The organism is Alysiella crassa DSM 2578 (assembly GCF_000745955.1).
Classification (GTDB): Bacteria; Pseudomonadota; Gammaproteobacteria; order Burkholderiales; family Neisseriaceae; genus Simonsiella; species Simonsiella crassa.
On record NZ_JQKH01000039.1, the window covers coordinates 1 to 23,016 of the forward strand.

At 44.6% G+C, this 23,016-nt stretch carries 29 protein-coding genes; 11 read left to right on the plus strand and 18 right to left on the minus strand.

The genetic code is table 11. The features are described from left to right. From Q338_RS07010 to Q338_RS07025, 4 genes are all read left to right on the plus strand, one after another. Positions 1-297 (plus strand): ISAs1 family transposase (locus Q338_RS07010; protein WP_034293514.1); only part of this gene is annotated, 297 nt, incomplete at its 5' end. A gap of 156 nt (positions 298-453) precedes the next feature. Next, positions 454-2,436, plus strand: coding sequence for a transketolase (tkt, locus tag Q338_RS07015; protein WP_034293516.1), 1,983 nt, complete (start codon positions 454-456; stop codon positions 2,434-2,436). Between the two features lie 105 nt (positions 2,437-2,541). Further along, a complete protein-coding gene (locus Q338_RS13745) occupies positions 2,542-4,197 on the plus strand; it encodes a hypothetical protein (RefSeq protein ID WP_051968534.1) in 1,656 nt (551 codons plus the stop codon). 15 nt (positions 4,198-4,212) lie between these two features. After that, positions 4,213-5,133 carry a pseudouridine synthase gene (locus tag Q338_RS07025; protein WP_034293518.1) on the plus strand — a complete coding sequence of 307 codons (921 nt, stop codon included), beginning with the start codon at positions 4,213-4,215 and terminating at the stop codon, positions 5,131-5,133. 44 nt (positions 5,134-5,177) lie between these two features. Here the strand turns inward: Q338_RS07025 and iscA are convergent, their stop codons facing one another. The 7 genes from iscA to iscR form a co-directional block, all read right to left on the minus strand. Then, positions 5,178-5,498, minus strand: coding sequence for an iron-sulfur cluster assembly protein IscA (gene iscA, locus Q338_RS07030; RefSeq protein WP_034293520.1), 321 nt, complete (start codon positions 5,496-5,498; stop codon positions 5,178-5,180). Positions 5,499-5,582: 84 nt separating this feature from the next. Continuing rightward, positions 5,583-5,966 (minus strand): Fe-S cluster assembly scaffold IscU, encoded by a 384-nt coding sequence (iscU, locus tag Q338_RS07035; protein WP_034293523.1) that lies wholly within the window; start codon positions 5,964-5,966, stop codon positions 5,583-5,585. A 73-nt stretch (positions 5,967-6,039) separates the two neighbouring features. Continuing rightward, entirely contained in the window at positions 6,040-6,345 is a 306-nt protein-coding gene (locus tag Q338_RS07040) for a type II toxin-antitoxin system VapC family toxin (RefSeq protein ID WP_051968535.1), read from the minus strand. Between the two features lie 89 nt (positions 6,346-6,434). Beyond that, the gene (locus Q338_RS15185; protein WP_244772954.1) at positions 6,435-6,803 is read right to left on the minus strand and encodes a hypothetical protein; all 369 of its coding nucleotides are present in this window, start codon (positions 6,801-6,803) and stop codon (positions 6,435-6,437) included. Between the two features lie 120 nt (positions 6,804-6,923). Next, positions 6,924-7,595: a hypothetical protein gene (locus Q338_RS07050; protein ID WP_034293525.1), complete on the minus strand. Its 672-nt coding sequence runs from the start codon at positions 7,593-7,595 to the stop codon at positions 6,924-6,926. A gap of 93 nt (positions 7,596-7,688) precedes the next feature. Further along, on the minus strand, positions 7,689-8,900 hold the full coding sequence (locus Q338_RS07055; protein ID WP_034293527.1) for an IscS subfamily cysteine desulfurase: 1,212 nt from the start codon (positions 8,898-8,900) through the stop codon (positions 7,689-7,691). A gap of 76 nt (positions 8,901-8,976) precedes the next feature. After that, entirely contained in the window at positions 8,977-9,426 is a 450-nt protein-coding gene (iscR, locus tag Q338_RS07060) for a Fe-S cluster assembly transcriptional regulator IscR (protein WP_034293529.1), read from the minus strand. A gap of 128 nt (positions 9,427-9,554) precedes the next feature. Between iscR and Q338_RS07065 the strand changes: the two genes are divergently transcribed. Then, positions 9,555-9,989 (plus strand): FKBP-type peptidyl-prolyl cis-trans isomerase, encoded by a 435-nt coding sequence (locus tag Q338_RS07065; protein WP_051968536.1) that lies wholly within the window; start codon positions 9,555-9,557, stop codon positions 9,987-9,989. A 53-nt stretch (positions 9,990-10,042) separates the two neighbouring features. Here Q338_RS07065 and Q338_RS07070 read toward each other — a convergent pair whose 3' ends face one another. From Q338_RS07070 to Q338_RS14475, 11 genes are all read right to left on the minus strand, one after another. Further along, positions 10,043-11,446: a Fic family protein gene (locus tag Q338_RS07070; RefSeq protein WP_115723730.1), complete on the minus strand. Its 1,404-nt coding sequence runs from the start codon at positions 11,444-11,446 to the stop codon at positions 10,043-10,045. Between the two features lie 260 nt (positions 11,447-11,706). After that, positions 11,707-13,065 carry a PFL family protein gene (locus Q338_RS07075; RefSeq protein ID WP_034293533.1) on the minus strand — a complete coding sequence of 453 codons (1,359 nt, stop codon included), beginning with the start codon at positions 13,063-13,065 and terminating at the stop codon, positions 11,707-11,709. A gap of 69 nt (positions 13,066-13,134) precedes the next feature. Beyond that, entirely contained in the window at positions 13,135-13,725 is a 591-nt protein-coding gene (locus Q338_RS07080; RefSeq protein ID WP_034293535.1) for a hypothetical protein, read from the minus strand. After that, positions 13,722-14,330 (minus strand): hypothetical protein, encoded by a 609-nt coding sequence (locus tag Q338_RS07085; RefSeq protein WP_034293537.1) that lies wholly within the window; start codon positions 14,328-14,330, stop codon positions 13,722-13,724. The genes Q338_RS07080 and Q338_RS07085 overlap by 4 nt, the downstream gene beginning before the upstream one ends. Positions 14,331-14,445: 115 nt before the next feature. After that, positions 14,446-16,134 (minus strand): D-lactate dehydrogenase, encoded by a 1,689-nt coding sequence (gene dld, locus Q338_RS07090; protein ID WP_034293539.1) that lies wholly within the window; start codon positions 16,132-16,134, stop codon positions 14,446-14,448. A 60-nt stretch (positions 16,135-16,194) separates the two neighbouring features. Further along, positions 16,195-16,449 carry a tetratricopeptide repeat protein gene (locus tag Q338_RS07095; protein WP_034293542.1) on the minus strand — a complete coding sequence of 85 codons (255 nt, stop codon included), beginning with the start codon at positions 16,447-16,449 and terminating at the stop codon, positions 16,195-16,197. Next, positions 16,449-16,871, minus strand: a complete 423-nt coding sequence (locus Q338_RS07100) for a hypothetical protein (protein WP_034293545.1) — start codon at positions 16,869-16,871, stop codon at positions 16,449-16,451. Before Q338_RS07100 ends, Q338_RS07095 begins: the two co-directional genes overlap by 1 nt. Before the next feature lie 27 nt (positions 16,872-16,898). Beyond that, complete coding sequence (locus Q338_RS07105) at positions 16,899-17,171, minus strand: ACT domain-containing protein (protein WP_034293548.1); 273 nt, start codon at positions 17,169-17,171, stop codon at positions 16,899-16,901. Between the two features lie 120 nt (positions 17,172-17,291). Next, positions 17,292-18,392, minus strand: coding sequence for a DUF4349 domain-containing protein (locus Q338_RS07110; protein WP_084693565.1), 1,101 nt, complete (start codon positions 18,390-18,392; stop codon positions 17,292-17,294). A gap of 220 nt (positions 18,393-18,612) precedes the next feature. After that, entirely contained in the window at positions 18,613-19,224 is a 612-nt protein-coding gene (locus tag Q338_RS07115; RefSeq protein WP_034293554.1) for a rhomboid family intramembrane serine protease, read from the minus strand. Positions 19,225-19,268: 44 nt separating this feature from the next. Next, positions 19,269-19,418: a hypothetical protein gene (locus Q338_RS14475; RefSeq protein ID WP_156961053.1), complete on the minus strand. Its 150-nt coding sequence runs from the start codon at positions 19,416-19,418 to the stop codon at positions 19,269-19,271. Between Q338_RS14475 and metF the strand changes: the two genes are divergently transcribed. The 6 genes from metF (at position 19,407) to gluQRS (ending at position 22,922) form a co-directional block, all read left to right on the plus strand. Further along, positions 19,407-20,246 carry a methylenetetrahydrofolate reductase [NAD(P)H] gene (gene metF, locus Q338_RS07120; RefSeq protein WP_034293557.1) on the plus strand — a complete coding sequence of 280 codons (840 nt, stop codon included), beginning with the start codon at positions 19,407-19,409 and terminating at the stop codon, positions 20,244-20,246. The genes Q338_RS14475 and metF overlap by 12 nt on opposite strands. 153 nt (positions 20,247-20,399) lie before the next feature. Next, positions 20,400-21,005 carry a glutathione S-transferase N-terminal domain-containing protein gene (locus tag Q338_RS07125; RefSeq protein WP_034293560.1) on the plus strand — a complete coding sequence of 202 codons (606 nt, stop codon included), beginning with the start codon at positions 20,400-20,402 and terminating at the stop codon, positions 21,003-21,005. A 12-nt stretch (positions 21,006-21,017) separates the two neighbouring features. Beyond that, positions 21,018-21,431 carry a ClpXP protease specificity-enhancing factor gene (locus Q338_RS07130; protein ID WP_034293563.1) on the plus strand — a complete coding sequence of 138 codons (414 nt, stop codon included), beginning with the start codon at positions 21,018-21,020 and terminating at the stop codon, positions 21,429-21,431. An 84-nt stretch (positions 21,432-21,515) separates the two neighbouring features. Continuing rightward, complete coding sequence (locus Q338_RS15340; protein WP_280517474.1) at positions 21,516-21,644, plus strand: hypothetical protein; 129 nt, start codon at positions 21,516-21,518, stop codon at positions 21,642-21,644. Between the two features lie 2 nt (positions 21,645-21,646). Beyond that, entirely contained in the window at positions 21,647-21,787 is a 141-nt protein-coding gene (locus tag Q338_RS14480; protein WP_156961054.1) for a hypothetical protein, read from the plus strand. A 241-nt stretch (positions 21,788-22,028) separates the two neighbouring features. Next, positions 22,029-22,922, plus strand: coding sequence for a tRNA glutamyl-Q(34) synthetase GluQRS (gene gluQRS, locus Q338_RS07135; RefSeq protein ID WP_034293565.1), 894 nt, complete (start codon positions 22,029-22,031; stop codon positions 22,920-22,922). The last annotated feature ends 94 nt before the right edge of the window (positions 22,923-23,016 follow it).

Below are 23,016 nucleotides of genomic sequence, written 5' to 3' on the forward strand. Positions count from 1 at the left end.
AATGGCACTTATCATCATGAATATAGATTTTATTTAAGCAATATTTGCCATGACAATGCAGAATATTTTGCAAAAGGTATTATGCAACATTGGCAGATTGAAAATAAATTACATTGGGTAAAAGATGTTCAGTTAAATGAAGATAAGTCTTTTATTCGCAATAAGAATACCGCAGCTTGCTATTCGGTTCTAATGAGTTGGGCATTAAATATTGCACGATTTAATGGCTTCAATAAATGGAAAGATTGGTTGGCAAGATTTGCCAATCGGATTGACCGTATTGTGAAAATGATTTAGAACTTGGCAGGTCTGCGTTGGGGACGGGGGAGGGAACAGATTTGTGGCAATATCACAAAATGGCGGTTTTTCTTTTCAGGCAGCCTGAAATATTGTAAACAAGCGTTAAAACTGCCATAATCAAACCCCTTATCCACCTTAAATCAGGAAAAAAACATGGCAGCAACCCAAACCGCCAACGCAATCCGTTTCTTGTCTATGGACATGGTTCAACAAGCCAATTCGGGACACCCCGGTGCGCCCATGGGCATGGCAGACATGGCAGACGTGTTATGGCGCGAATTTTTGCAACACAATCCCCAAAATCCCCAATTTTTCAACCGCGACCGCTTTGTTTTGTCCAACGGTCATGCCAGTGCGTTGTTGTACAGCGTGTTGCATTTGAGCGGCTACGATTTGTCGCTTGATGATTTGAAAAACTTCCGCCAACTGCACAGCAAAACCGCAGGACACCCCGAATACGGCTACGCGGCTGGCGTGGAAACCACCACAGGCCCACTCGGTCAAGGCATTGCCAATGCGGTGGGCATGGCTTTGGCAGAAAAAATCTTGGCAAGCGAATTTAACCAAGACGGCTTGGACATTGTGAATCACCACACCTACGTTTTCTTGGGCGATGGTTGCCTGATGGAAGGCGTTTCCCACGAAGCCGCGTCTTTGGCGGGGACTTTGGGCTTGGGCAAACTCATTGTTTTGTATGACGATAACAACATTTCCATTGACGGCAAAGTGGACGGCTGGTTCACGGAAAACATTCCTGCACGTTTTGAAAGCTACGGCTGGCACGTTGTGGCAAATGTGGACGGACACAATCCTGACGCAATCCGCGCGGCAATCCAATCTGCCAAAAACGAAACGGCAAAACCGTCCATCATTTGCTGCAAAACCTTAATCGGCAAAGGCGCAGCCAACAAAGAAGGCAGCCACAAAACCCACGGCGCACCTTTGGGCGCGGACGAAATTGCCGCCACGCGCCAACATTTGAATTGGGATTTTGCCCCATTTGAAATCCCACAAAATGTGTACGACCAATGGAACGCCCACGAAAAAGGCGAGAAATTGGAAAACGAATGGAACGCATTGTTCGCACAATACGCGGCAAAATTCCCCGAAAAAGCCGCCGAATTCACGCGCCGCATGAATGGCACGCTGCCTGAAAACTTTGAAACACACGTTCAGGCTGCCTTAAACGAAATCTGCCAAAAAGCGGAAAAAATCGCCACACGCAAAGCCAGCCAAAACAGCATTGAAATTTTGGCGCAAGTGTTGCCCGAACTGGTGGGCGGCTCGGCAGACTTAACGCCTTCAAATTTAACCGATTGGTCAAACAGCGTGTCCATCAAACCGCGTCAAGGCGGCAATTATGTGCATTATGGCGTGCGCGAATTTGGCATGGCGGCAATCATGAACGGCATGGCGTTGCACGGTGGTGTGAAGCCGTTTGGCGCAACTTTCCTGATGTTCAGCGAATACGCGCGTAATGCTTTGCGCATGGCGGCTTTGATGAAAATCAATCCGATTTTTGTGTTCACGCACGATTCCATCGGTTTGGGCGAAGACGGCCCGACACACCAACCTGTTGAACAAACCGCGACTTTGCGTTTGATTCCGAATATGGCGGTGTGGCGACCTTGCGACACAGCCGAAAGTTTGGTGGCATGGGCGCAAGCCGTGCAAGCGCAAGACCACCCAAGCTGCTTGATTTTCAGCCGTCAAAATTTGCCGTTTATTCAACGCGATGAGCCAACTTTGGCAAACATTCAACGCGGCGGCTACATCATTTCAGGCAGCCAAAACGCGCAAGCCGTGATTATTGCCACAGGTTCAGAAGTGGAATTGGCACTGAACGCGCAAAAAGCGTTGGCGGAACAAGGCATTGCCGTGAATGTGGTTTCCATGCCGTCCACCAATGTGTTTGACAAGCAAGATTTGGCGTACAAACAAAGCGTGCTGCCTGAAAACTTGCCGAAAATCGCGGTGGAAGCAGGCGTTACCGATGGTTGGTACAAATACGTTGGTTTGAACGGCAAAGTGGTGGGTTTAGACCGTTTTGGCGAATCCGCGCCAGCCGAATTGCTGTTTAAAGAATTTGGCTTTACGGTTGAAAATGTGGTGGAAACGGTAAAATCCGTTTTGTAAACTTGATTTGCTGATTCAGGCAGCCTGAAACATTGATTGGGTTTTTAGGCTGCCTTTCGCAGGTCGGATTCTTGAAACAAAATACACAATAATTGGTTAATTCCCATGATAAATTTACACGATTACCAGCAAGCCATCACAGAATTTAATGAACACATCGCCGAAGTGCAATTGCGCTACCTACGTAAAAAAATTGCGGCAACGCTGCACATCAGCGAACCTAAAACACCGCGACATCTATTAGCAGCCCAATTACATGAAATAGAATGGGAAAAGTATATACAAACGCCGCTATCATCGCCGCACAATCATGCGCCACCGCCAGAATCTCGCTGGCAATTGGAAACGCCCTATGAAGAAGTGTGCGATTTTTTAGCGTGGGCGTGGCAACGACTGAATAGTCAGCAAATATTTTATGGCTATCAAGCTATTGAATATAAAATAGAAAAAGTGGCGAAATTTGCTTTTCAACCTTTGGTGGAGCAAATCATGTCCGTGTGTTTTATCCCGTCTATTGATTTGCCCGATTGGCAAGAATCGTATCAATGGGCAATGCAAAAGGGCATGGACAAATTGGAATGGGTAAAGCCTGAAATTTTGATGAATAAAATCAGAATTTTAATGGCGGAACAAGCCAGTGAATTTTTGAAGATGAGTAGGGTGGTGGTGGGCAAAAATGGTGTGCCGTCTAATTTGGCAAAGTTGAAAAATAATCTGGACAGGCTGCCTGAAAAAACCGCCGATTTACCGCCTGAATCCGCCGCGCCCGAAACGCCTGTTAAACCAGAAAAACCATCTAAAAACAATAAAATAAAAAAATCCAAACCGCCAAAAATTGCCAGCCAAGCAGTCCAAACCGAAACCCAAACGGAAACCAAACCCGAGCCACCCAAACCCATATCCCAATTGCCCAAAATGGTGTATGACGAAGAATTGGCGTTGATACAAGCGGCGTGGTTGCCAACAAAACCAAAAAAAATAGATAATTATCAAATACTTGGTGATTCAGTTTTGCCTGCTGCGCCGTATAGACATCATGGTTTGTTTGCGTGTTTGGCGGAAATAGATTGGGCGCGTTACGCGGTGTTCAGGCAGCCTGAAAACGAATGTGTTGCCGAAATTTCATCGGAAAATCAAGAGGATAATAAAAATCCAGAATCCTTGATGGACACGGGCGAAACCGATTCGGCATTGGCGCAAGAGTTACAAAAAATCAAACAAGAAAACAAAGAGTTATTGGATTTGCTGCATTTGCACGATGAAGAAATGAAAGTCAAAGATGATGAAATTTCACAATTAAAACAAAAAATTATGAATTTGCAGGCTGCCAGCAAAAAAAATACGCCCACAGAAATAGAAGGCAAACCTTTGTTGCAATATGGGCAAGAAGCGGATTTGTATGATGATGAAATTTTGAGTTTTGTGCGACAAACTTTAGAATATTCTGTTAAAAATCAATCGCATAATAATAGTCGCCATCAGCATATTTTGCTGGATTTGCTCAAGGCGAATCCCCTGCCGCAGGATATTCGCGCCGAGAAAAACGAAGCCCTACGCAACGCCATGCGCACCTACACGCGCATGGACAATCCCACGCGCCAAGCCCTAATCAATATCGGTTTCACGATTACCGAAGACGGGGCGCACTACAAGCTGGTGTTTATGGACGATGGGCGTTACACCTGCACCACGTCTAAAACCAGCAGCGATAATCGCGCAGGGAAAAATTTTGCGCGTGATGTGGGTAATCTATTGTTTTAAAAAAATATTATTTTTATGAGAAGACACAATCCCTTGCCAATTTTAGATGGCGTGAAACCCAGCTATTTGGTGTTGCCGCATGATAAAATTTTTTACAATCAAAAACTTATCTATTTTTTATGCACCCATTTTCCTTTTGTGGGGGAAAGCGCGTGGCGGGCGCGGCTCAATAGCGGCATGGTGGTGAATGAGCAGGGCGAGCCTTTGGACGAATCCGCGCCTTTTGTGGCGGGCGAGACGATTTTTTATTACCGTGAAATCAGTCGTGCAGATGAGCCGCGCATTCCATTTGATGAGAAAATTTTGTTTTTGGACAAAGACTTAATTGTTGTAGATAAGCCCCATTTTTTGCCTGTGATTCCGAGTGGGCGTTTTTTGCGCGAAACTTTGCTGACTCGTTTGCGCTTGCGTCCTGAATTGCAACATTTGAATGTGGGCGAGATTACGCCCATTCATCGGCTGGACAAGGACACGGCGGGCGGAATGTTGTTGTCGCACAATCCCCAAACGCGGCATTTGTATCAAACTTTGTTTCAAAACAAGAGAATACGCAAGATTTATCATGCGCTTGCGCCCACGCGTACCGATTTGGCGTATCCATTGGCGATTCAATCGCGTTTGGTTCGTGGCGATGAATTTTTTTTAACCAAAACGGTGGCTGGCGAAGCCAATGCACATACGGTTTTGAATTTATTGGAAAATCGTGGCGAAATCAGTTTGTATGAATTGCAGCCGACCACAGGCAAAAAACATCAATTGCGGGTGCATATGATGTCGCTGGGCATGCCCTTGCTGAATGACGCGCTTTATCCTGTAGCGCAGGAAGTGGCGAGTGAAGATTATGCCAAGCCATTGAAATTATTGGCAAAGCAAATTAAATTTGATGACCCGATTTCGGGCGAGCGGCGCGTATTTTGCAGCGAGCAAAGTTTGTAAATATTTTCAGGCTGCCTGAATATTCGGGCAGCCTGAAAAAATATTTAAACATGGAAACTTTCGCCGCAACCGCAGCTTTCTTTCACATTGGGGTTTTCAAATTTGAAGCCTTCTTGCAAACCTTCTTTGGTGTAATCCACTTGCGTGCCGTCTAAATAGACGTGGGATTTGGGGTCAATAAAAATTTTCACGCCCAAATCTTCAAACACCAAATCATCGGCTTGAATTTCGTCCACAAATTCCATCGTGTATGCCATGCCTGAACAGCCGCTGGTTTTCACGCCCAAACGAATGCCTTCGCCTTTGCCGCGTTTGGCGAGAAAATTTTGAATGTGCGTGGCGGCACTTTGTGTTACGGTAATCATGTTTTCCCTTTGATTTTGTTGATAAAAATATTTTCAGGCTGCCTAAAAAGCAGATGAGTCTTCATATTCAGGCAGCCTGCAACATTATGCGCCTTGTTTCTTTTTGTAATCAGCGACTGCCGCTTTTACTGCGTCTTCCGCCAAAATAGAGCAATGCACTTTTACGGGTGGCAATTCCAATTCTTCCGCGATGTCGCTGTTTTTAATTGCCAACGCTTCGTCCAAACTTTTGCCTTTTACCCATTCGGTAATCAAGCTGGAAGACGCAATCGCTGAACCGCAACCGTAGGTTTTGAATTTAGCGTCTTCAATCACGCCTTGTTCGTTTACCTTGATTTGCAATTTCATCACGTCGCCGCAAGCGGGCGCACCCACCATGCCTGTGCCCACGTCTTGGTCGTCTTTGTTGAACGAGCCAACGTTGCGGGGGTTTTCGTAGTGGTCAATGACTTTATCGCTGTATGCCATGATGTATGTTCCTTGTGTTTTGTTTATAAAAAGGTTTTTGTTGAGAAATTGGTTTTCAGGCTGCCTGAAAATATTATTCTTGTGTCCAATCTTGGACGTGTAAATCTTTAATTTGTTGAAATGCTTGGTCATTGCTTACCAAAATCGCATCAATCGCGCTGGCATGAGCCGCAATCAACATATCCAATGGGGCTAAACTTTTACCTTGTTTTTCAACATTTGCTTTGAATTGTCCATAATGTGTGCTGACGGTTTCATCAAATGGTAAAACTTCAATCCGTAGTAGTAATTGATTGAATAAACGTTGCATTTTGGTTTTTTTAGGTTTTTTGGCAAAACCATATTGGATTTCGGCATGGCTTAAAATGGAAATGCCCATTTCCGAAAAATGCAATTTACTTATCTTGATTTAAGACATTTGGATTTTCACGCAAAATATGCGTAACCATGTTGGTATCCAATAAATATTTAGGCATGTTGTTTCTCAATAGATAAGGTATCAGATTGTTTTAATGGGAAAATTTCATCTAAATCTTTTTTGTCTTCATCTGTTAATTCAGACAAAATGCTAAAAAAACCATGCCATTGGTCTTCAACGGTAAGCCAATCCAAACTTTGATTGTGTTCATCAACAATATCCAAATGGTGTTCGCTTTGTATAACGCGGATATTTTGATTTTCAATGGATTTTTTGCGCGACAATACAGATAAAGCAAATTGAATATCACGTTTTAGTTTATCCAATGCTTGTGTGTAATCCAAATCAAATTGTTCCAGCAAATTGCCAGAAATAATGCGTTTGTCGCCATTAGGTAAATTTAATACTTTGATTTTCATCGGCTATTCCTTTGTTTTAGGCTTTCAGGCTGCCTGAAAGATGTAGGTTGGATTGTAAATCCGACAATCTTATCGGAAAGCTTTAATTTATGTTAGGTTTGAACACAACCTGAACTCGCTTTATGCTAAATATCTGGTAGCTAATTTTTTTAAATCATCAATATGCCTAACATTCCAGCCATTGCTTAATGCCCAATTTCCAATATATTCAGGATTTTCTTTAATCCCAAGTTGTTTCAAATTTTTAAATTCCTTTATAGCTCTTTCCTTATCAGAAGGGTGGGCTAATCCTGTCGTTAAATTAATAATCTTTGTCAGACGTTGTAACATCTCTTCAACTTTTTGATTTAATACAATTTGTTGACTATTTGGGGTGCCGTACTTAATTTCTAATCCTTCATCTCTCCAAATGTTTTCCCAATTTTCAGCCTCTTCCATCAACCATGAAACATAGATAATTTTGCTATCATTAGGACTATTAGATGTGATTTTCGCCATATCATTTTCAGTACAATGTATAGCTAGAATAACTCCTTGCCCTGTTTGAAAATTTATTTGATTTGGCAGTAGGAAATTTAAGCGTCCAGAAATGTTTTCTCCTTTTTCTAATTGTTTAGATGTTTCCTCTCCAAATAATTTATTCAGCAATCTTCCTATGTCTGTACTAGAAAAACCTGTTTTTCTTGGGAATACTAAATGAACAGGTTGTTGAAAAGAAAAAGCAAATTTTAATGCATCTAGCAAAACATCATCATTGCCCCCCATATTTTTGTACAGAAATTTATTATTCATTTCAAAATATCCTTTATTTTTATTACTATTAGACTGCCTGAAACCACCATTTACCCCTTTCAGGCAGCCTGAAAACTCAATCAAAGCAAAATATTAGTGCTCCACCCACTCCACTTTGCTCAAATCAATGCCGTCTTTAAACATTTCCCACAAAGGCGACAAATCGCGCAATTTGCCGATTTTCGCTTTAATCAAATCGGCGGCGAATGCCACTTCTTCTTCGGTGGTCATGCGACCGAAAGTTACGCGCAAAGAGCTGTGCGCCAATTCGTCATTGCGACCCAAAGCGCGCAAAACGTAGCTTGGCTCCAAGCTGGCGGAAGTACACGCCGAACCGCTTGATACCGCGATTTCTTTTACCGCCATAATCAGGCTTTCGCCCTCAACGTAGTTGAAGCTCACGTTCAAATTGGTGGCAACGCGGTTCGCCATATCGCCATTGATGTACACTTCTTCAATGCCTTCAATGCCTTTCAAGAAAATTTCACGCAATTTCAAGGCGTGGGCAATGTCTTGTTCCAATTCTTCACGCGCAATGCGGAAGGCTTCGCCCATGCCGACAATTTGGTGCGTGGGCAAAGTGCCAGAGCGGAAACCGCGTTCATGACCGCCACCGTGCATTTGCGCTTCCAAGCGAACGCGCGGTTTGCGGCGAACGTACAATGCGCCAATGCCTTTGGGTCCGTAGATTTTGTGGGCAGACATGGACAACAAATCCACTTGCGCTGCTTCCACATCAACAGGCGTTTTGCCACAGGCTTGGGCGGCATCAACGTGGAAAATGATTTTGTTTTCGCGGCAGAATGCGCCAATGGCTGGAATGTCTTGAATCACGCCAATTTCGTTATTGACCCACATCACGGAAATCAAAATGGTGTCGGGGCGAACGGCTGCTTTCAACACGTCCAAATCAATCAAGCCGTTTTCTTGCACGTCCAAATAGGTTACTTCAAAGCCTTGACGCTCCAATTCGCGCATGGTGTCCAAAGTGGCTTTGTGTTCGGTTTTAACGGTAATCAGGTGTTTGCCTTTGGTTTTGTAAAATTGCGCTGCACCTTTGATTGCCAAGTTGTTGGATTCGGTTGCGCCGCTTGTCCACACGATTTCTTTGGGGTCGGCATTAATCAATTTGGCAACTTCGTTACGCGCGTTTTCTACGGCTTCTTCGGCTGTCCAGCCGTAGGCGTGGCTGTTGGAAGCTGGGTTACCAAACTCATTGGTCAAATAGGGCATCATTTTGTCCAAAACACGTTTGTCCAATGGGGTGGTGGCGGCGTAGTCTAAATAAATGGGTTTTTGGTTCATGGTTTTATGTCCTTGAAGTGTATGTTTTTATTTGGGTAAATTGATTTTCAGGCTGCCTGAAAAATAAAATTCATCATCAAACATGAATATGCGTGATTTTCACAATTTGCGTTTGTTTATCAGGTGGCGATTGTTCCAGCAAACTGGCAAGGGTAACGCTGCTTAAATAATCGTGAATGGTGTGGTTTAAATTTTCCCACAGATTGTGTGTGAGGCACGGTGCGCCACTTTGACAATTGGCTTTGCCGCTACACAAGGTGGCGTCCAATTTATCTTCGGCGGCGGCGATGATTTGCGCGATGTTGATTTCATCGGCGGCTTTGCCCAAAATGTAGCCACCGCCCGGCCCGCGTATGCTTTCCACCAGTCCAGCGCGGCGCAGTTTGCTAAATAATTGTTCCAAATAGGAAAGGGAAATTTGTTGCCGCTCGCTGATTGCGTTTAATTTCACGGCGTGTTTTTGCGCGTTCATTGCCAAATCTATCATGGCGGTTACGGCGAAACGTCCTTTAGTGGTGAGGCGCATGGCTGTTGCTCCGCTTTTTTTATTTTATTGTGGCGCGATTGTGCAATAACCTAGTGTTTTAGTCAAGTTTAAAACACTATGGTGTCAATTGTGTTATCCTTAATTTTTTTGACAACACGGAGCATTTTATGAAAACCATTTTGTTTACTTTAAGCTGTGCGGTGGCACTTTCAGGCTGCCTGAATACGGCTACCGCGCCACAAAATACACAATCTATTGAAACCAAACAGCAAAATATGAAAATCACGCCATCGGGTTTACAATACCAAATCCACCGTGAAGGCGTGGGCGCAACGGCAAAATTTGGCGACAAATTAAAAGTACGCTACACGGGTAAATTATTGAATGGTAAAGTATTTGATAGTGGCGTATTTGATTTAACTTTGCAAGATGGCGTGGTGATTGAAGGCTGGACGGAAGGTTTGCAATTGATGAAACAGGGCGGACAATACACGCTGTTTGTGCCTGCGGATTTGGCGTATGGCGAAATGTCGCCCACGCCCGATATTCCCGCCAATTCGCCTTTGATTTTTGAGATGGAAATTTTGGAATTGTCGCGGTAAATTAAAGGGATTTGGGTTTTCAGGCTGCCTGATTGTTTTAGGCAGCCTGAAACTCATTTTTGCAAACGTGCCACCAAATCCGCAGGCGCAACAAACAAAATCGCATTGCCCGATTTCAAAGGTGCAAGCAATTTCAAATCTGCCAATTCTTTCAATAATTTCCGAGCTGTGTTTTCGGAAATTTTGAATTGCGTTGCCAATTCTTTGGCGATAAATGTTTTGCCTTTTTCCGCGACCGCCATTTTCAGAATTTCAATTTGCCGTTCATCTAAACCATGTTGTTGCACAAAATCCAAAATTTGCGCGGTGAAATTTTGCCGTGCTTGGTTTTCGCGTTCCACATATTGTTTAAAATCATCAATGGCTTGCTTGATTTTATCCAGTTGAAAATAAATGAAATAAGTCATATCCAAATCATCGCATTCGGTGTAAACATAGGATTTACCGTAGCTTGTATTTGCCTGCTGCAACAAACGGCTGATGGACACAAATTCAAATAAAGCATAGCCATTTTTCAACATAAACCAATAAAATAAAGCCCTTGCGGTACGCCCATTGCCATCGCCAAAAGGATGAATGTAGCCCATCAAAAAATGCAAAATAATCGCTTTCACAATCGGGTGGATAAATTCAGGCTGCCTGAAACCATCATGCTCGGCATTGGCAAAATCGCAAAATGCGTTCATCAATTCGGCGACATCTTCATGCGGTGGCGGTTGGTGCAACAGGTTGTTTTCGCCATCGTAAATCGCAAAATCATCGCTTTGCCGAAATTCGCCTGAAATCGCATTGTTTTCAATCACATCGCGGGTGGCGGTGCGGTGCAAATCCAAAATCAAATCAATGTTTAACGGTTCGTCTTTTAATTCAACGACTTTTTTCATCAAATGGTAATTGTTGATGACCATTTTTTCGTAATCGTTTTTGGGTTTGTCGGGGCGGCGCGTGATGAGTTCTTTGGCGATTTTGCGCGTGGTCGCTGCGCCTTCCATTTGCGCGGAAGTAATCGCTTCTTCCATACTTAAAATATGTTTATCTTTTTGATTAATCAGTTGGATATTGTAATGACTGCTGGTTTTGTCAATAAAATGCAGCAGGGCTTGCATGGTATCGGGAATACAAAAATAAAATTCGTATTTTTCAGTTAAAACAAGCGGTTTTCGCATCAACAAGCGATTAATTTTGGTTGCCGCCCATACTTTTTCGGCTTGTTTGCCGTATTTGTGTTTGATTTTGTCCCAATAGAGATAACGCCCTTTTTCGTCAATGGCTTGATGTGTTTGAAATAGTTGATAACATTCTTTAATTAATTTTCCCATTTCCGCGCTGACATCATTCATTTCTTGTTCAGGTGGTAGGACAATATTAACTTGATTGTTTTGATTGGATAAGTCTTTTAATTGTGAAACGGTTGGTTCAATGTGTTTCACCATTTTCATGCCAACTGGTAAAAACATTTGGAGAAAAATATCGTCAAATTTGGGAGGATTACTGATTTTCATAATAAAAAACTCACGCAATTTTTAAAATATTGCGTGAGTTTAGCATAATTTTTTTCAGGCAGCCTGACAGTACACGACAATTTTTCCAATCACAAAAATGTAGAGTGCGCCGTGCGTACCAAATTACTGAATAATTTAAATATTGTGGTGGGTTTTGGTGCGCACGGCGCACCCTACGGTTATTTTTGTCGTGTACTGAAAGGCAGCCTGAAACATCAATTCTTCATAGACTGCACAGGCGCAGGAATCCGTCCGCCGCGATTGACAAACACTTCGCAAGAACCTTCTTTCACAGGCATAATCGGTGCATAACCCAACAATCCGCCAAATTCCACGCTCTCGCCCACATCTTTGCCCGTTACGGGGATAATCCGCACCGCAGTCGTTTTGCTGTTAATCATGCCAATGGCGGCTTCATCGGCAATAATCCCTGAAATGGTTGCCGCGCTGGTTTTGCCTGCCACCGCAATCATGTCCAAACCCACCGAACACACGGCGGTCATCGCTTCCAATTTGTCCAAAGTCAAAACACCGCTTTCGGCTGCCGCAATCATGCCCTCGTCTTCCGATACAGGAATGAACGCGCCACTCAAACCGCCCACCGCGCTGCTTGCCATCATGCCGCCTTTTTTCACCGCGTCATTGAGCAAAGCCAAAGCCGCAGTCGTGCCATGTGTGCCGCACACCGACAAGCCCATGCTTTCCAAAATCCGCGCCACGCTGTCGCCCACCGCAGGAGTCGGTGCAAGCGACAAATCCAAAATGCCAAACGGAATGCCCAGCATTTTTGCTGCTTCTTGCCCAATCAATTCGCCCACGCGCGTGATTTTAAAGGCGGTTTTTTTCACGATTTCGGCAATTTCGGTTAAATCGTGGCTGTCGCAGCCCTGCAAGGCTGCCTGAACCACACCAGGTCCCGACACGCCCACATTGATAATCGCGTCCGCCTCGCCCGAACCGTGAAATGCGCCTGCCATAAACGGATTGTCTTCCACCGCATTGCAAAACACCACGATTTTGGCACAACCGAAACCTTCGGGCGTGATGTTTGCCGTTTCTTTGATGATTTCGCCTGCCAATTTGACCGCGTCCATATTGATGCCAGCGCGGGTTGAGCCGATGTTGATGGACGAACACACAATATCGGTGGTTTTCATCGCTTCGGGAATGCTGCGAATCAGCGTTTCATCGGCTGGCGACATGCCTTTTTGCACCAGCGCGGAAAAGCCACCAATAAACGACACGCCGATGTCTTTTGCTGCTTTATCAAGGGTTTGGGCGATGGAAACATAGCTGCTTGCGCCTGTGGCTGCCGCGATTTGCGCGATGGGCGTAACGGAAATGCGCTGATTCACAATCGGCACACCGTATTTGGCAGACAAATATTGCGCGGTTTTGACCAAATCTTTGCCAATGCGCGTGATTTTGTTGTAAATATTTTGATTTAAGATGTTGATGTCGGGGTGTATGCAATCGTGCAAATCAATGCCGATGGTAATGGTGCGCACGTCAAAATTTTGCTCGGCAACCATATTGATGGTTTCTAGGATTTCGTTGGTGTGGAGATTGTTCATGGGGTTTCCTTGAAATTAGGTTTTCAGGCTGTTTTTTATGTACTGAAAAAACTGCCTGAAAAGTATTGATTATTTGATTTTCTTCAAACCCAATAATGGTGCAGGTTCGTCATGCCAACCTTGATAAGATAAAGCATACTCAAATTGATTAATCGGCACTTGTCTGCCTTCAACCAGAATAGACGTAAACATTTCAAGATTAGGTGAAAAACCCGTACTTTCTGTACTAGGCTTGGCAATTTCCAGAGACGTTCCAAAACCATCAGACGATTTACCATAACATTTTAAGTGCTGTTTCACTTTTTTCAGCCTTATGTATTTATCATCAGAAGTAACAATATGACACATCTCAAATTCTATTTTAAAACTTGGTACAGTCCAATCTTTAGGGTAAACCGATAAACTGACTTTATTGTTGTCCAACCTAATTTTTGCCAATGCCATTTTTTCCAATGGATTGCCCCAAGATTGTTGTACCTGATAATCACCAATATACTCTTGCAGCAATGCTCGTTCCTTCTCATGTAAAGTGGTGTCTTTAAAACTGGGAAAAGTAGTCGTTACATTTTTCTGAAACACTCTCATGTATCCACCACCAGCCATACAAGCAGCCAGCCCCAAACACGATAAACCAATCATGAATTTTTGAGCCAATTTCATTTTTGTTCTCCATATTGAAAAATTGTGTTACGCAAATATTGAATGTCATTGGCGGTAAAAGCAATTGTGTCATAACTTCGCATACCATGTAATCTGCGGTCGCGTGCATTGGACACTAATAGAGGTTCTTGTGTAGATTTCTCAATATCCGCATACCATGCAGGTTCTGATTTTGGTACGGTAGATGAAGTACATTGGGTTGCTGCTGCCAATTTTTGATTAACTTCTGGCAAGGTTTTTTGTCGCATTGTAGGCGATTGTTTTGCCCAATTTAAAAAGGTATCGTATGTATTCAGGCTGTCTGAAACGGATTGGGTACAATACGTTACTTTACTCCACAAATGGCTGTACATATTGATGCGTGTGGTGTTTTTATCACTTAAATTGTGGCACGCTTGTACCAATACTGTTATTGGTTTAGAAACTGTCTCCATTGAATAACGTTTATAAAATTTTTCGTCATGCTTTAAAAACAAATGGCTATTTTTATTGAAACGTAAAATTTGCAATCCTGTTAAACCTGTACAATCGTAATGTTCGGTAGGCGATGTTGTCGCACAAGCAGATAATGCGGCAGATAAAATCAATAATTTGATGATTTTCATATTTTATTTTCCTTATGTAAAAATGATTTTCAGTTTCCGTAGGTCGGGCATTCATGCCCGACCTACAACTACAACTATTTTGCAGGGTAATGAAAGGCAGCCTGAAATTTTGATTTTACTGCCAATTTTTCTTTTTAGACGTATGCCCAATCCCCACATTAAAACTGTTGGTCGGGTCAAGTTTGCGGTAAAACGCCTTCAATTCGGGTTTCGCTTCATACAAATGCCCCACATTATGCTCGGCAGGATATTGTGCGCCACGCGCGTCCAGCAATGCCAACATTTCGTGTTCCAAAGCCAACCAATCGTTGCCCTTTTTCACAATGTAATCTTGGTGGAAAACGTGGCAGAAAAAATGCCCATAATACAATTTATGACTGATTTTGTTGGCAATGTGTTCAGGCAGCGTTTCAAACCAATTTTCATCGTTGCGGCGCAAGGCAATGTCCAAAGCCAAAATTTCTTCCACTTCATCGGGGTGGACGGCTCGGTAACGCACCGCCGCGCTCGCCACCGCAAATCGGTGCAACATGGCAGCCTGCGCTTCTTGCGGATTGCATTCAAAAAACGCGCCTTTGGCAGAGTCAGCAAACAGGTTTTGCAAATATTCACGCGTTTCCGCCATGCCATCGCCGCCGACTTTGATGATTAAATGGTGTTCAAATTGCTCGCGGTAATCCAACATTTTTTGCGGCAAATGTTGCGGCAAATATTTGGACACAAATTGCAAAACGCGGTCAGAAAAATGTTTCGGCAACATCGGGATTTTTTTCGCAAAACGGTCTGCGCTGGCTTTGGCGGCAAACATTTTCGGTAAATTTGCCGTACCCGCATGTTTGATAACGTAAAACATGTCTTTGCCATAAGTCAGCGCAATATCAAAGGCGGTGCGGTGAATGTATTCGCCCAAAATTGGTAAACTTTTGAAATTGCCCAACATATCGCGGCGAATTTGCGTCAAAACCGCCGTGTCATTGGTGCCGAGATAAAATACTGCCGTGTTTTTTTCCGCAGGGAAAGTGTCCAAACGTACGGCAAACACCGCCAATTTGCCCGCGCTGCCCGATGCTTCGTAGTGTCGCGCAGGGTCGGCATTGAAACGGGCGGGCGTGTCCGCATTCACATCGCGCACATGGTGGCAATAGGCGTGGTCATGACCTTTGCCGCCAGCTTGAATGTCTTTGCGTTGATAGTGATGTCCTTGTAAATTCGTTAAAATTTCTTCGGGCGTATCGCCCAAATCAATGCCCAAATGATTGACCAATTCCAACTCACCAGCCGCATTGATTTGCGCGTACAACGCCATTTCCGTGTACGCAGGACCGCGCTGCACCAATGCGCCGCCCGAGTTATTGCACACGCCGCCCACCACCGAAGCACCAATGCAAGATGAGCCAATCACGGAATGCGGTTCGCGCCCAAGCGGTTTCAGTTTCAGTTCCAATTCGTTCAGGGTAGAACCCGCCAAACACACCACTTGTTCATTGTTGTTAATCAACTGAATGCCGTTGATTTTCATCGTGTTAATAATGACAATATCGCGGTCATAATCGCCACCTTGTGGCGTAGAACCGCCCGTCAAGCCCGTGTTTGCCGCTTGGCTGATGACCACCACATCTGCCGCCACGCACGCTTGCAAAGCCTGCCATTGTTGCAGCAGAGTTTTCGGGCGCACCACCGCCAAAGCTGCGCCTGAACCAAAACGGTAGCCTTCGCGGTAGGGCAATGTTTGCGCTGGGTCGGTTAAAACGTCATGTTCGCCAATGATTTGGCGCAGTTGGTCTAATAAATGTTGTGCTGACATTATGGGTTTCCTTTATGCAAGATTGAAAATATTCAGGCAGCCTGAAAACATCAGGGGGGATTATTGAGCGGTTTTGACTTCAATTTTCCCACTTTGTACTGCTTGCAATAATTGTTTTGCTTGGGTATTTTGTGGATGGGCTTGGACATATTCGCGCAAATTTTTTTCCGCTTCGGTTTGTTTACCTTGTGTTAATAAAGCCACCGCCAACTCAAATTTTGCTGCCGTATTGCCATCTTTAACCGATTGTTTCAACAATGTAATTGCTTTATCCGTATGCCCCACCGAAGTCAAAAATGAACCATACTCGCTCATCAAGTTCGTTTTTTCCTTGCCCGACAATGCGCCAGTAAGGTTTGATAATGTTGGTCGGTCGCCGCCGCTGCTTGTGGTACGTCCAAATTGTGCGCCATCCAGTTTACCCGTGCGGCGCGGTGCAAAACGGCACGATAGCCATCGTGTTGTGGCGTAATGATTTGCGTGGCAAGCAAGCCATTGAAAATGCGTGCCAATTCTTTGGCTTCTTGCTCTGCCAAATTTTTGTCTTTGGCGTTATCAAACTGGGTGGGGTACATGGCGGCGTGTCGGCTCAAGTCCTGATAAACCCGTTCTGCCATTTCAAAATTCACGCTGGTGGGCGTAACGATTTTGGATAAATCGTGTTTCGGATAAGGGGCAGCATGGGCAAAACTTAATGTGCTTGCCAATACAGTCGCTAAAATCATTTTTTTCATCATCAATTCTCCGTGTTTTAGTCAGTTAAATTAAATTCGGTGCATGGCGTTAAAAATATCTTCGTGTTGAATGCGAATTTGCAGCGCGAGTTTTTCGCTTTCTTGCGCGAAGAAATCTGCCAATTCGGTGGGCAATTTGGGGCATTTGCTGGTGTCCACCAAAATAATCATGGTGAAAAAATCGCTCATCAATTGCTGGCTAATATTCACAATATTGATTTGATTTTCTGTCAATAATTTTGACACTTCGTACACAATGCCAATGCGGTCTTTGCCCACTACAGTAATGATGGATTGAGCCATTTGGGTCTCCGTATAAATCAAAAAAAGGGTTTTCAGGCAGCCTGAAAGGGAATTTTTCTCATTTTAACGCAAAAAAACAGCCGTTAAATAAAAATTTAACGGCTGTTTTTTATTTTTTACTTAATCAAAATCGTCAATTTCATCATCGGCATATTGGCGGCGGCGTGAAGTTTGCACTGCTTCTGCCAATTTACGCGCCAGTCGGCGAGAGCGAATTTTCCGTGCCACGCGAATCCCAATCAAAGCGGCTGGAATCCCCAGCGTAATTGGCCAATAACCCAACAGGAAAATCAACATCATCATGATGTAATCCCAACCCTGCTTAATGCCATTCCACGCCATCACGCCAACATTGGGGCGATGTTGTTTGGCGAGCGCGTCCAAATTCGGCTGTAATTCTTGCATCACGCCTTCAGGCTGCCTGAAACGTAGGGTAATGGTGGCATACGCCATTTTGTCGCGCCAAAATTCTTGTTGCAAAGTGGCTTCGTTTTCACGCGCTTTTTTGTCAAATTCGGCACGAATATCGGCTTCGGTTTGTGCAGTGGGTTGTTTGCTGCGCTTGAATTCGTCTAATTTGGCGGCGAGTTCCTGTTGGCGTTGTGCTTCCAGCATTTGTTTGCGTAAAGTCAGGCTAACGTCTTCGGCTTTGAATTCTTGTTGTTGCAAAAATTCAATGACTTGCTGTAAATCTTTGATGAATTCGCTGGATTTATCGCGTGGTACGCGCACTGTCATGCTGCCTTCGTGGCTGTAACGTGTGATGTGGAGCGTGTTGCCATCGGGTTTGGGGTAGGCTTGCGAACCACTGGTGTAGGTTTTGATTTCGGAAAATACGATGAAACCTGCATGGCGTTTGGCTAATTCTTCCACTTGCATGGTGGTTTTTTGCACATTGCCCGTTTCAAAATTCAAATCGGCGGATACGACCATTTGGCGACCGTCAATGGTTTGGGTAATGACGGTGCTTGCGCCTAAAGGTGCGATGACTTCACTTGGTTCAGTGGGTGTGGCAATGGCGATAGGTGCAGATGTATTGGCAATAACGGCTTGCGCAGGTTGCACATTGGGCGCAGTAGTAGACTGCGTTTTTTGGCTTGACGTGTTGGGTGTTGTGCGTGGTTCTTGCTCTGAACACGCGTTCAAAGCCATCGCCACGATACTCACCAATAAAAGCTGTTTAAAACGCATAAAATCTCCTTGCATAACCAATATGCTCATTACTGCCTACTTGAAAAGCCGCAATCATAGCAAAATAGCGGTTTTGCGTAAATAGACGGCTTGGAAAACTTCAATAAAATCGCTCTTGTGTTGGTCAAAAGTGGTTTGGGTGTATTTACAGATTGATTTTTTGGTAATTTTTAATAAATTCAATGTATTATTTCTTTCAGGCTGCCTGAAATGGCGGCTTGAACAGGTTTAAATTCAAATGAGAAGAATTTTATTTGACCAAATGAATGTGTCTTTTCCGCCACAACCATGTGAGTAAACACCCTACTATTGCGCCGCCTACATGCGCCATGTGCGCGATATTGCTGCCAAATAGGGATACGCCCGAAAAAGTCGCAAAAATCTCATACGCCACAATCGCCATCACAAAATACTTGGCTTTAAATTCAAATGGCAAAAACATAATCCCAAGCGGCGCATTGGGAAAACGCATGGCAAACGCCGCCAAAATCGCAAATGCCGCCCCTGAAGCCCCCAATATTTGGCTGTGTGGCACATAGGCAGCAGGGGTTTGTATCGCTAAAACCAGATTGTACAACGCGCCACCAATTAAACCGCCCAATAAATAGAGTAGGGCGAATTTACGGGTTTTCATGGTGGCTAACACGGGCGCACCGAAAAAGTAAATGGCGTACATATTCAGCAGCAAATGGAGTATGTTTTCATGTAAAAAAATATGGGTAAACCATTGCCACCAGCGCAATTCGGGGTGGTTGAGTGGATAGAGCGCGGCAAATGGGCGCATATCCCAGCCCATCAGTTGCGAGAGAAATAGGGCGGTGTTTAAGCCAATCATGGCGTAGAAAAAATGTTGTGCTTTCATGATGTGAATTTGGGTGTGCGGAAAATGGACAATTGTACTGATTTTTACGTTTTCAGGCTGCCTGAAAATGCAAACACTTGCCAAATGGGTGGAAAATGGTTAAGTTTCGGGATATTTTTGCGTAGGGTGGTGTAAACCCACCATTTTTCTATTGTTGAATTATTTTTTAAGGTCAAACCCAAATGCCCCATCATTCCAAAAAACTCAGCTTTGAATTTTTTCCCACGCGCACAGCCGAAGGTCGCGCGAAGCAAGTGATTACGCGTAAACAATTGAGCCAATTCAATTATTCCTTTTTCTCCTGCACATCGGGCGCAGGCGGCAGCACCCGCGATGGCACCATGCAAACCATCAAAGATATTTTGAGTGAAGATATTCCTGCCGCACCACATTTGCCCTGTATTGGCATGACGGCTGATGAAATTAAAGATTTATTATTAGAATACAAAGAGATAGGCGTAAAACACATTGTCGCCTTGCGTGGCGATATTCCGTCTGGTTTGGGCTATAGTATGGAGGGTATGCGCTATGCCAATGAATTGGTTGAATTAATCAAAACGGAACACGGCGACTATTTCCACATTGAAATCGCCGCTTATCCCGAATATCACCCCCAATCGCGCAGCGCAGAAGACGACATCAACCACTTTGTTCGCAAAGCCAAAGCGGGCGCAGATTCCGCCATCACGCAATATTTTTACAATGCGGACGCGTATTTCCGTTTTGTGGACGATGTGCGTGGTCGCGGTGTGGAATTGCCGATTGTGCCAGGGATTATGCCGATTGCCAGTTTTGCGAAATTGGCGCGATTTTCCGATATGTGTGGCGCGGAAATTCCCCGTTGGTTGCGTTTAAAATTGCAATCGTATGCCGATGACACCGCTTCTATCAAGGCTTTGGGCTTGGACGTGGTAACAGAAATGTGTGAGCGTTTATTGCGCGAAGGCGCACCGAGTTTGCATTTTTATACTTTAAATCAAGCGGGGCTGGTGTCCACCATTTGTCAGCGTTTGGGCTACTGATTTATTTGTCAAATCAGTAAGTTGTGATGAAAAACTAGCGATTTTGTCATAAAGACGATATAATTTTCTCCTTTTGCTTCAAATACATTTCAGGCAGCCTGAATTTCAGGCAGCCTGAAACCGCTTCACCTAATCTATCAAGGATTGCTCATTATGATGACGCTTTATTCTGGCATTACTTGCCCATTTAGCCACCGTTGCCGTTTTGTTTTGTTTGAAAAAGGCATGGATTTTGAAATCAAAGACATTGATGTGTTTAACAAACCCGAAGATTTGGTATTGATGAATCCTTATAATCAAGTGCCTGTGCTGGTAGAACGCGACCTGATTTTATTTGAATCCAATATTATTAACGAATACATTGATGAACGCTTTCCCCACCCACAACTCATGCCCGGCGACCCTGTGATGCGTGGACGTGGGCGTTTGGTGTTGCACCGTTTGGAAAAAGAGCTGTTTGTGCATGTGCAAACGCTGGAAAATTCAGCCGCCACCGCCAAAGAGCAAGCCAAAGCGCGTGAAGCCATTGCCAATGGTTTGACCATGATTGCGCCAGCATTTGCCAAAAGCAAATATGTATTGGGCGATGATTTTTCCATGATTGACGTGGCACTTGCGCCCTTGCTGTGGCGTTTAGACCACTACGAAATCAAATTGGGCAAAACCGCAACCCCGATTTTGAAATCCGCCGAACGCATTTTCCAACGCGAAGCCTTTATCGCCGCGCTCACGCCAGCCGAAAAAGCGATGCGTAAATAAGGATTCAGGAAAATGAGTACATCAACCAAACCTTATTTGGTACGCGCTCTGTACGAGTGGTGTTTGGATAATGGCTATACGCCCTACATTACGGTGTGGGTAAACGAATACACACGCGTTCCCGCCCAATATGTGCAAAATGAACACATTACCTTGAGCATTAGCCCCACCGCCACCAAAGATTTATCCATTGACAATGAATGGGTGAATTTTCATGCACGATTTGGCGGCGTAGCGCAAGAATTGTGGATTCCTGTGGGGCATATTGTCGGCGTGTTTGCCAAAGAAACGGGCGAAGGCATGGGTTTTGAGATTGAGCCGTTTGTGGGCGAAGCGGGCGATAATCCAAATGCGCCATCCGTTGCTGACCAGCCAGCCCCATCATTGGAATCAGCCCAGAAAAAGGGTTTGAAATTAGTTAAATAAATTGAGAAATAAATGGTAGGCAGCCTGCACATATTTTCAGGCTGCCTGAATTGAATAAAATTGAAATTAATCAAGGATTAAATCATGAAAAAATCATGGCTGGGCGCAATGTGTGCGCTGGTGTTGTCGGCGTGTGCGGCGAATGGCGGTTCGGGCAACAGCGAAGTGTACGGTGTCATCACAGGTGGCGTGGAAACGTCCAAGAATTTTTAATCATGAAAACGCGTTGGTTTGTGTGGGCGGTGATGGCGTTGGCATTGTCGGGGTGCGCGGTGGTGCATCAATCTGATGGCGGCACGGCGTATGGCGTGTTTATGGGCGGATTATTTGAATTAGATGGTTTGCTGATTCGTTAATTCAGTCAAAAATTCAGTCAAATAAATCAAACAGGCGGATTGAAATATATCCGCCTTTTGCGTTTTCAGGCTGCCTTTTTGTACACAACAAAATTCATGTAGGGTGCGTACCACGCACCGAATTATCCAGTCGTTTGAATGATTTAGTGCGTGGTACGCACCCTACATTTTAGTTAGGGGTTAGGAAAAATTATCGTGTACCGAAAGGCAGCCTGAAAACAAAAATTTGGAATCAAATCAAATGAGTTATATTGGAAGATTTGCCCCCAGCCCCACAGGTTTACTGCACATCGGCTCGCTGCTGACGGCGTTGGCAAGTTATGCTGACGCGCGTTCACATGGTGGTCAATGGTTGTTGCGTATGGAAGATTTAGACCCGCCACGCGAAATGGTTGGTGCGGCGGACAATATTTTGTTTACGCTGGAACAATTTGGTTTTGAGTGGGACGGTGAAGTGGTCTACCAAAGCCAACGCCACACGCTCTATCATGCCGCATTGGACGAGTTGCGTGAAAAAAATCTCGTTTATCTATGCACTTGCAGCCGCAAAGATTGGCACGCGGCAGCGCGACAGGGGGTGGACGGTTTTGTTTACAATGGCGCGTGTGCCAGCAAAAATCCACACAGGCAGCCTGAAAAATCGGCGGCGTGGCGCATTCGCGTTCCCAATCAAGTTTTTGAATTTGAAGATGAAATTGTGGGGCGATATGGGCAAAATTTGGCAGACGAGATTGGCGATTTTGTTTTGTTACGCGCCGATGGTTTTTGGGCGTACCAGTTGGCGGTGGTGGTTGATGATATAAAACAAGGGGTTACGCATATTGTGCGTGGACAAGATTTGCTGGTGTCCACGCCGCGCCAAATGTATTTGCAAACGTGTTTTCAGGCTGCCACGCCGCATTACGCGCATTTGCCTTTATTGGTCAATCATTTGGGGCAGAAATGGTCAAAGCAAACACTCGCGCCTGCGTTGGATTTGGCGGCGCGGGAAACTTTATTGCGGCAAGTATTGGGCTATTTGAATCTGCCTGCTTGCCCCGATGTGGATTCGCCGCACGATGTGTTGGCGTGGGCGGTGGCGCATTGGCAGATGGCGCGTGTGCCAAAACAGGCGATGTGTACGGAAACTGTGTAGTTTTCAGGCAGCCTTTCAGTACACGACAAAAAATCGGACGACCTGTTTTGGGTTTGAAAAATAGTCCAAAGTTGCCATCATCAACATGGCGGCT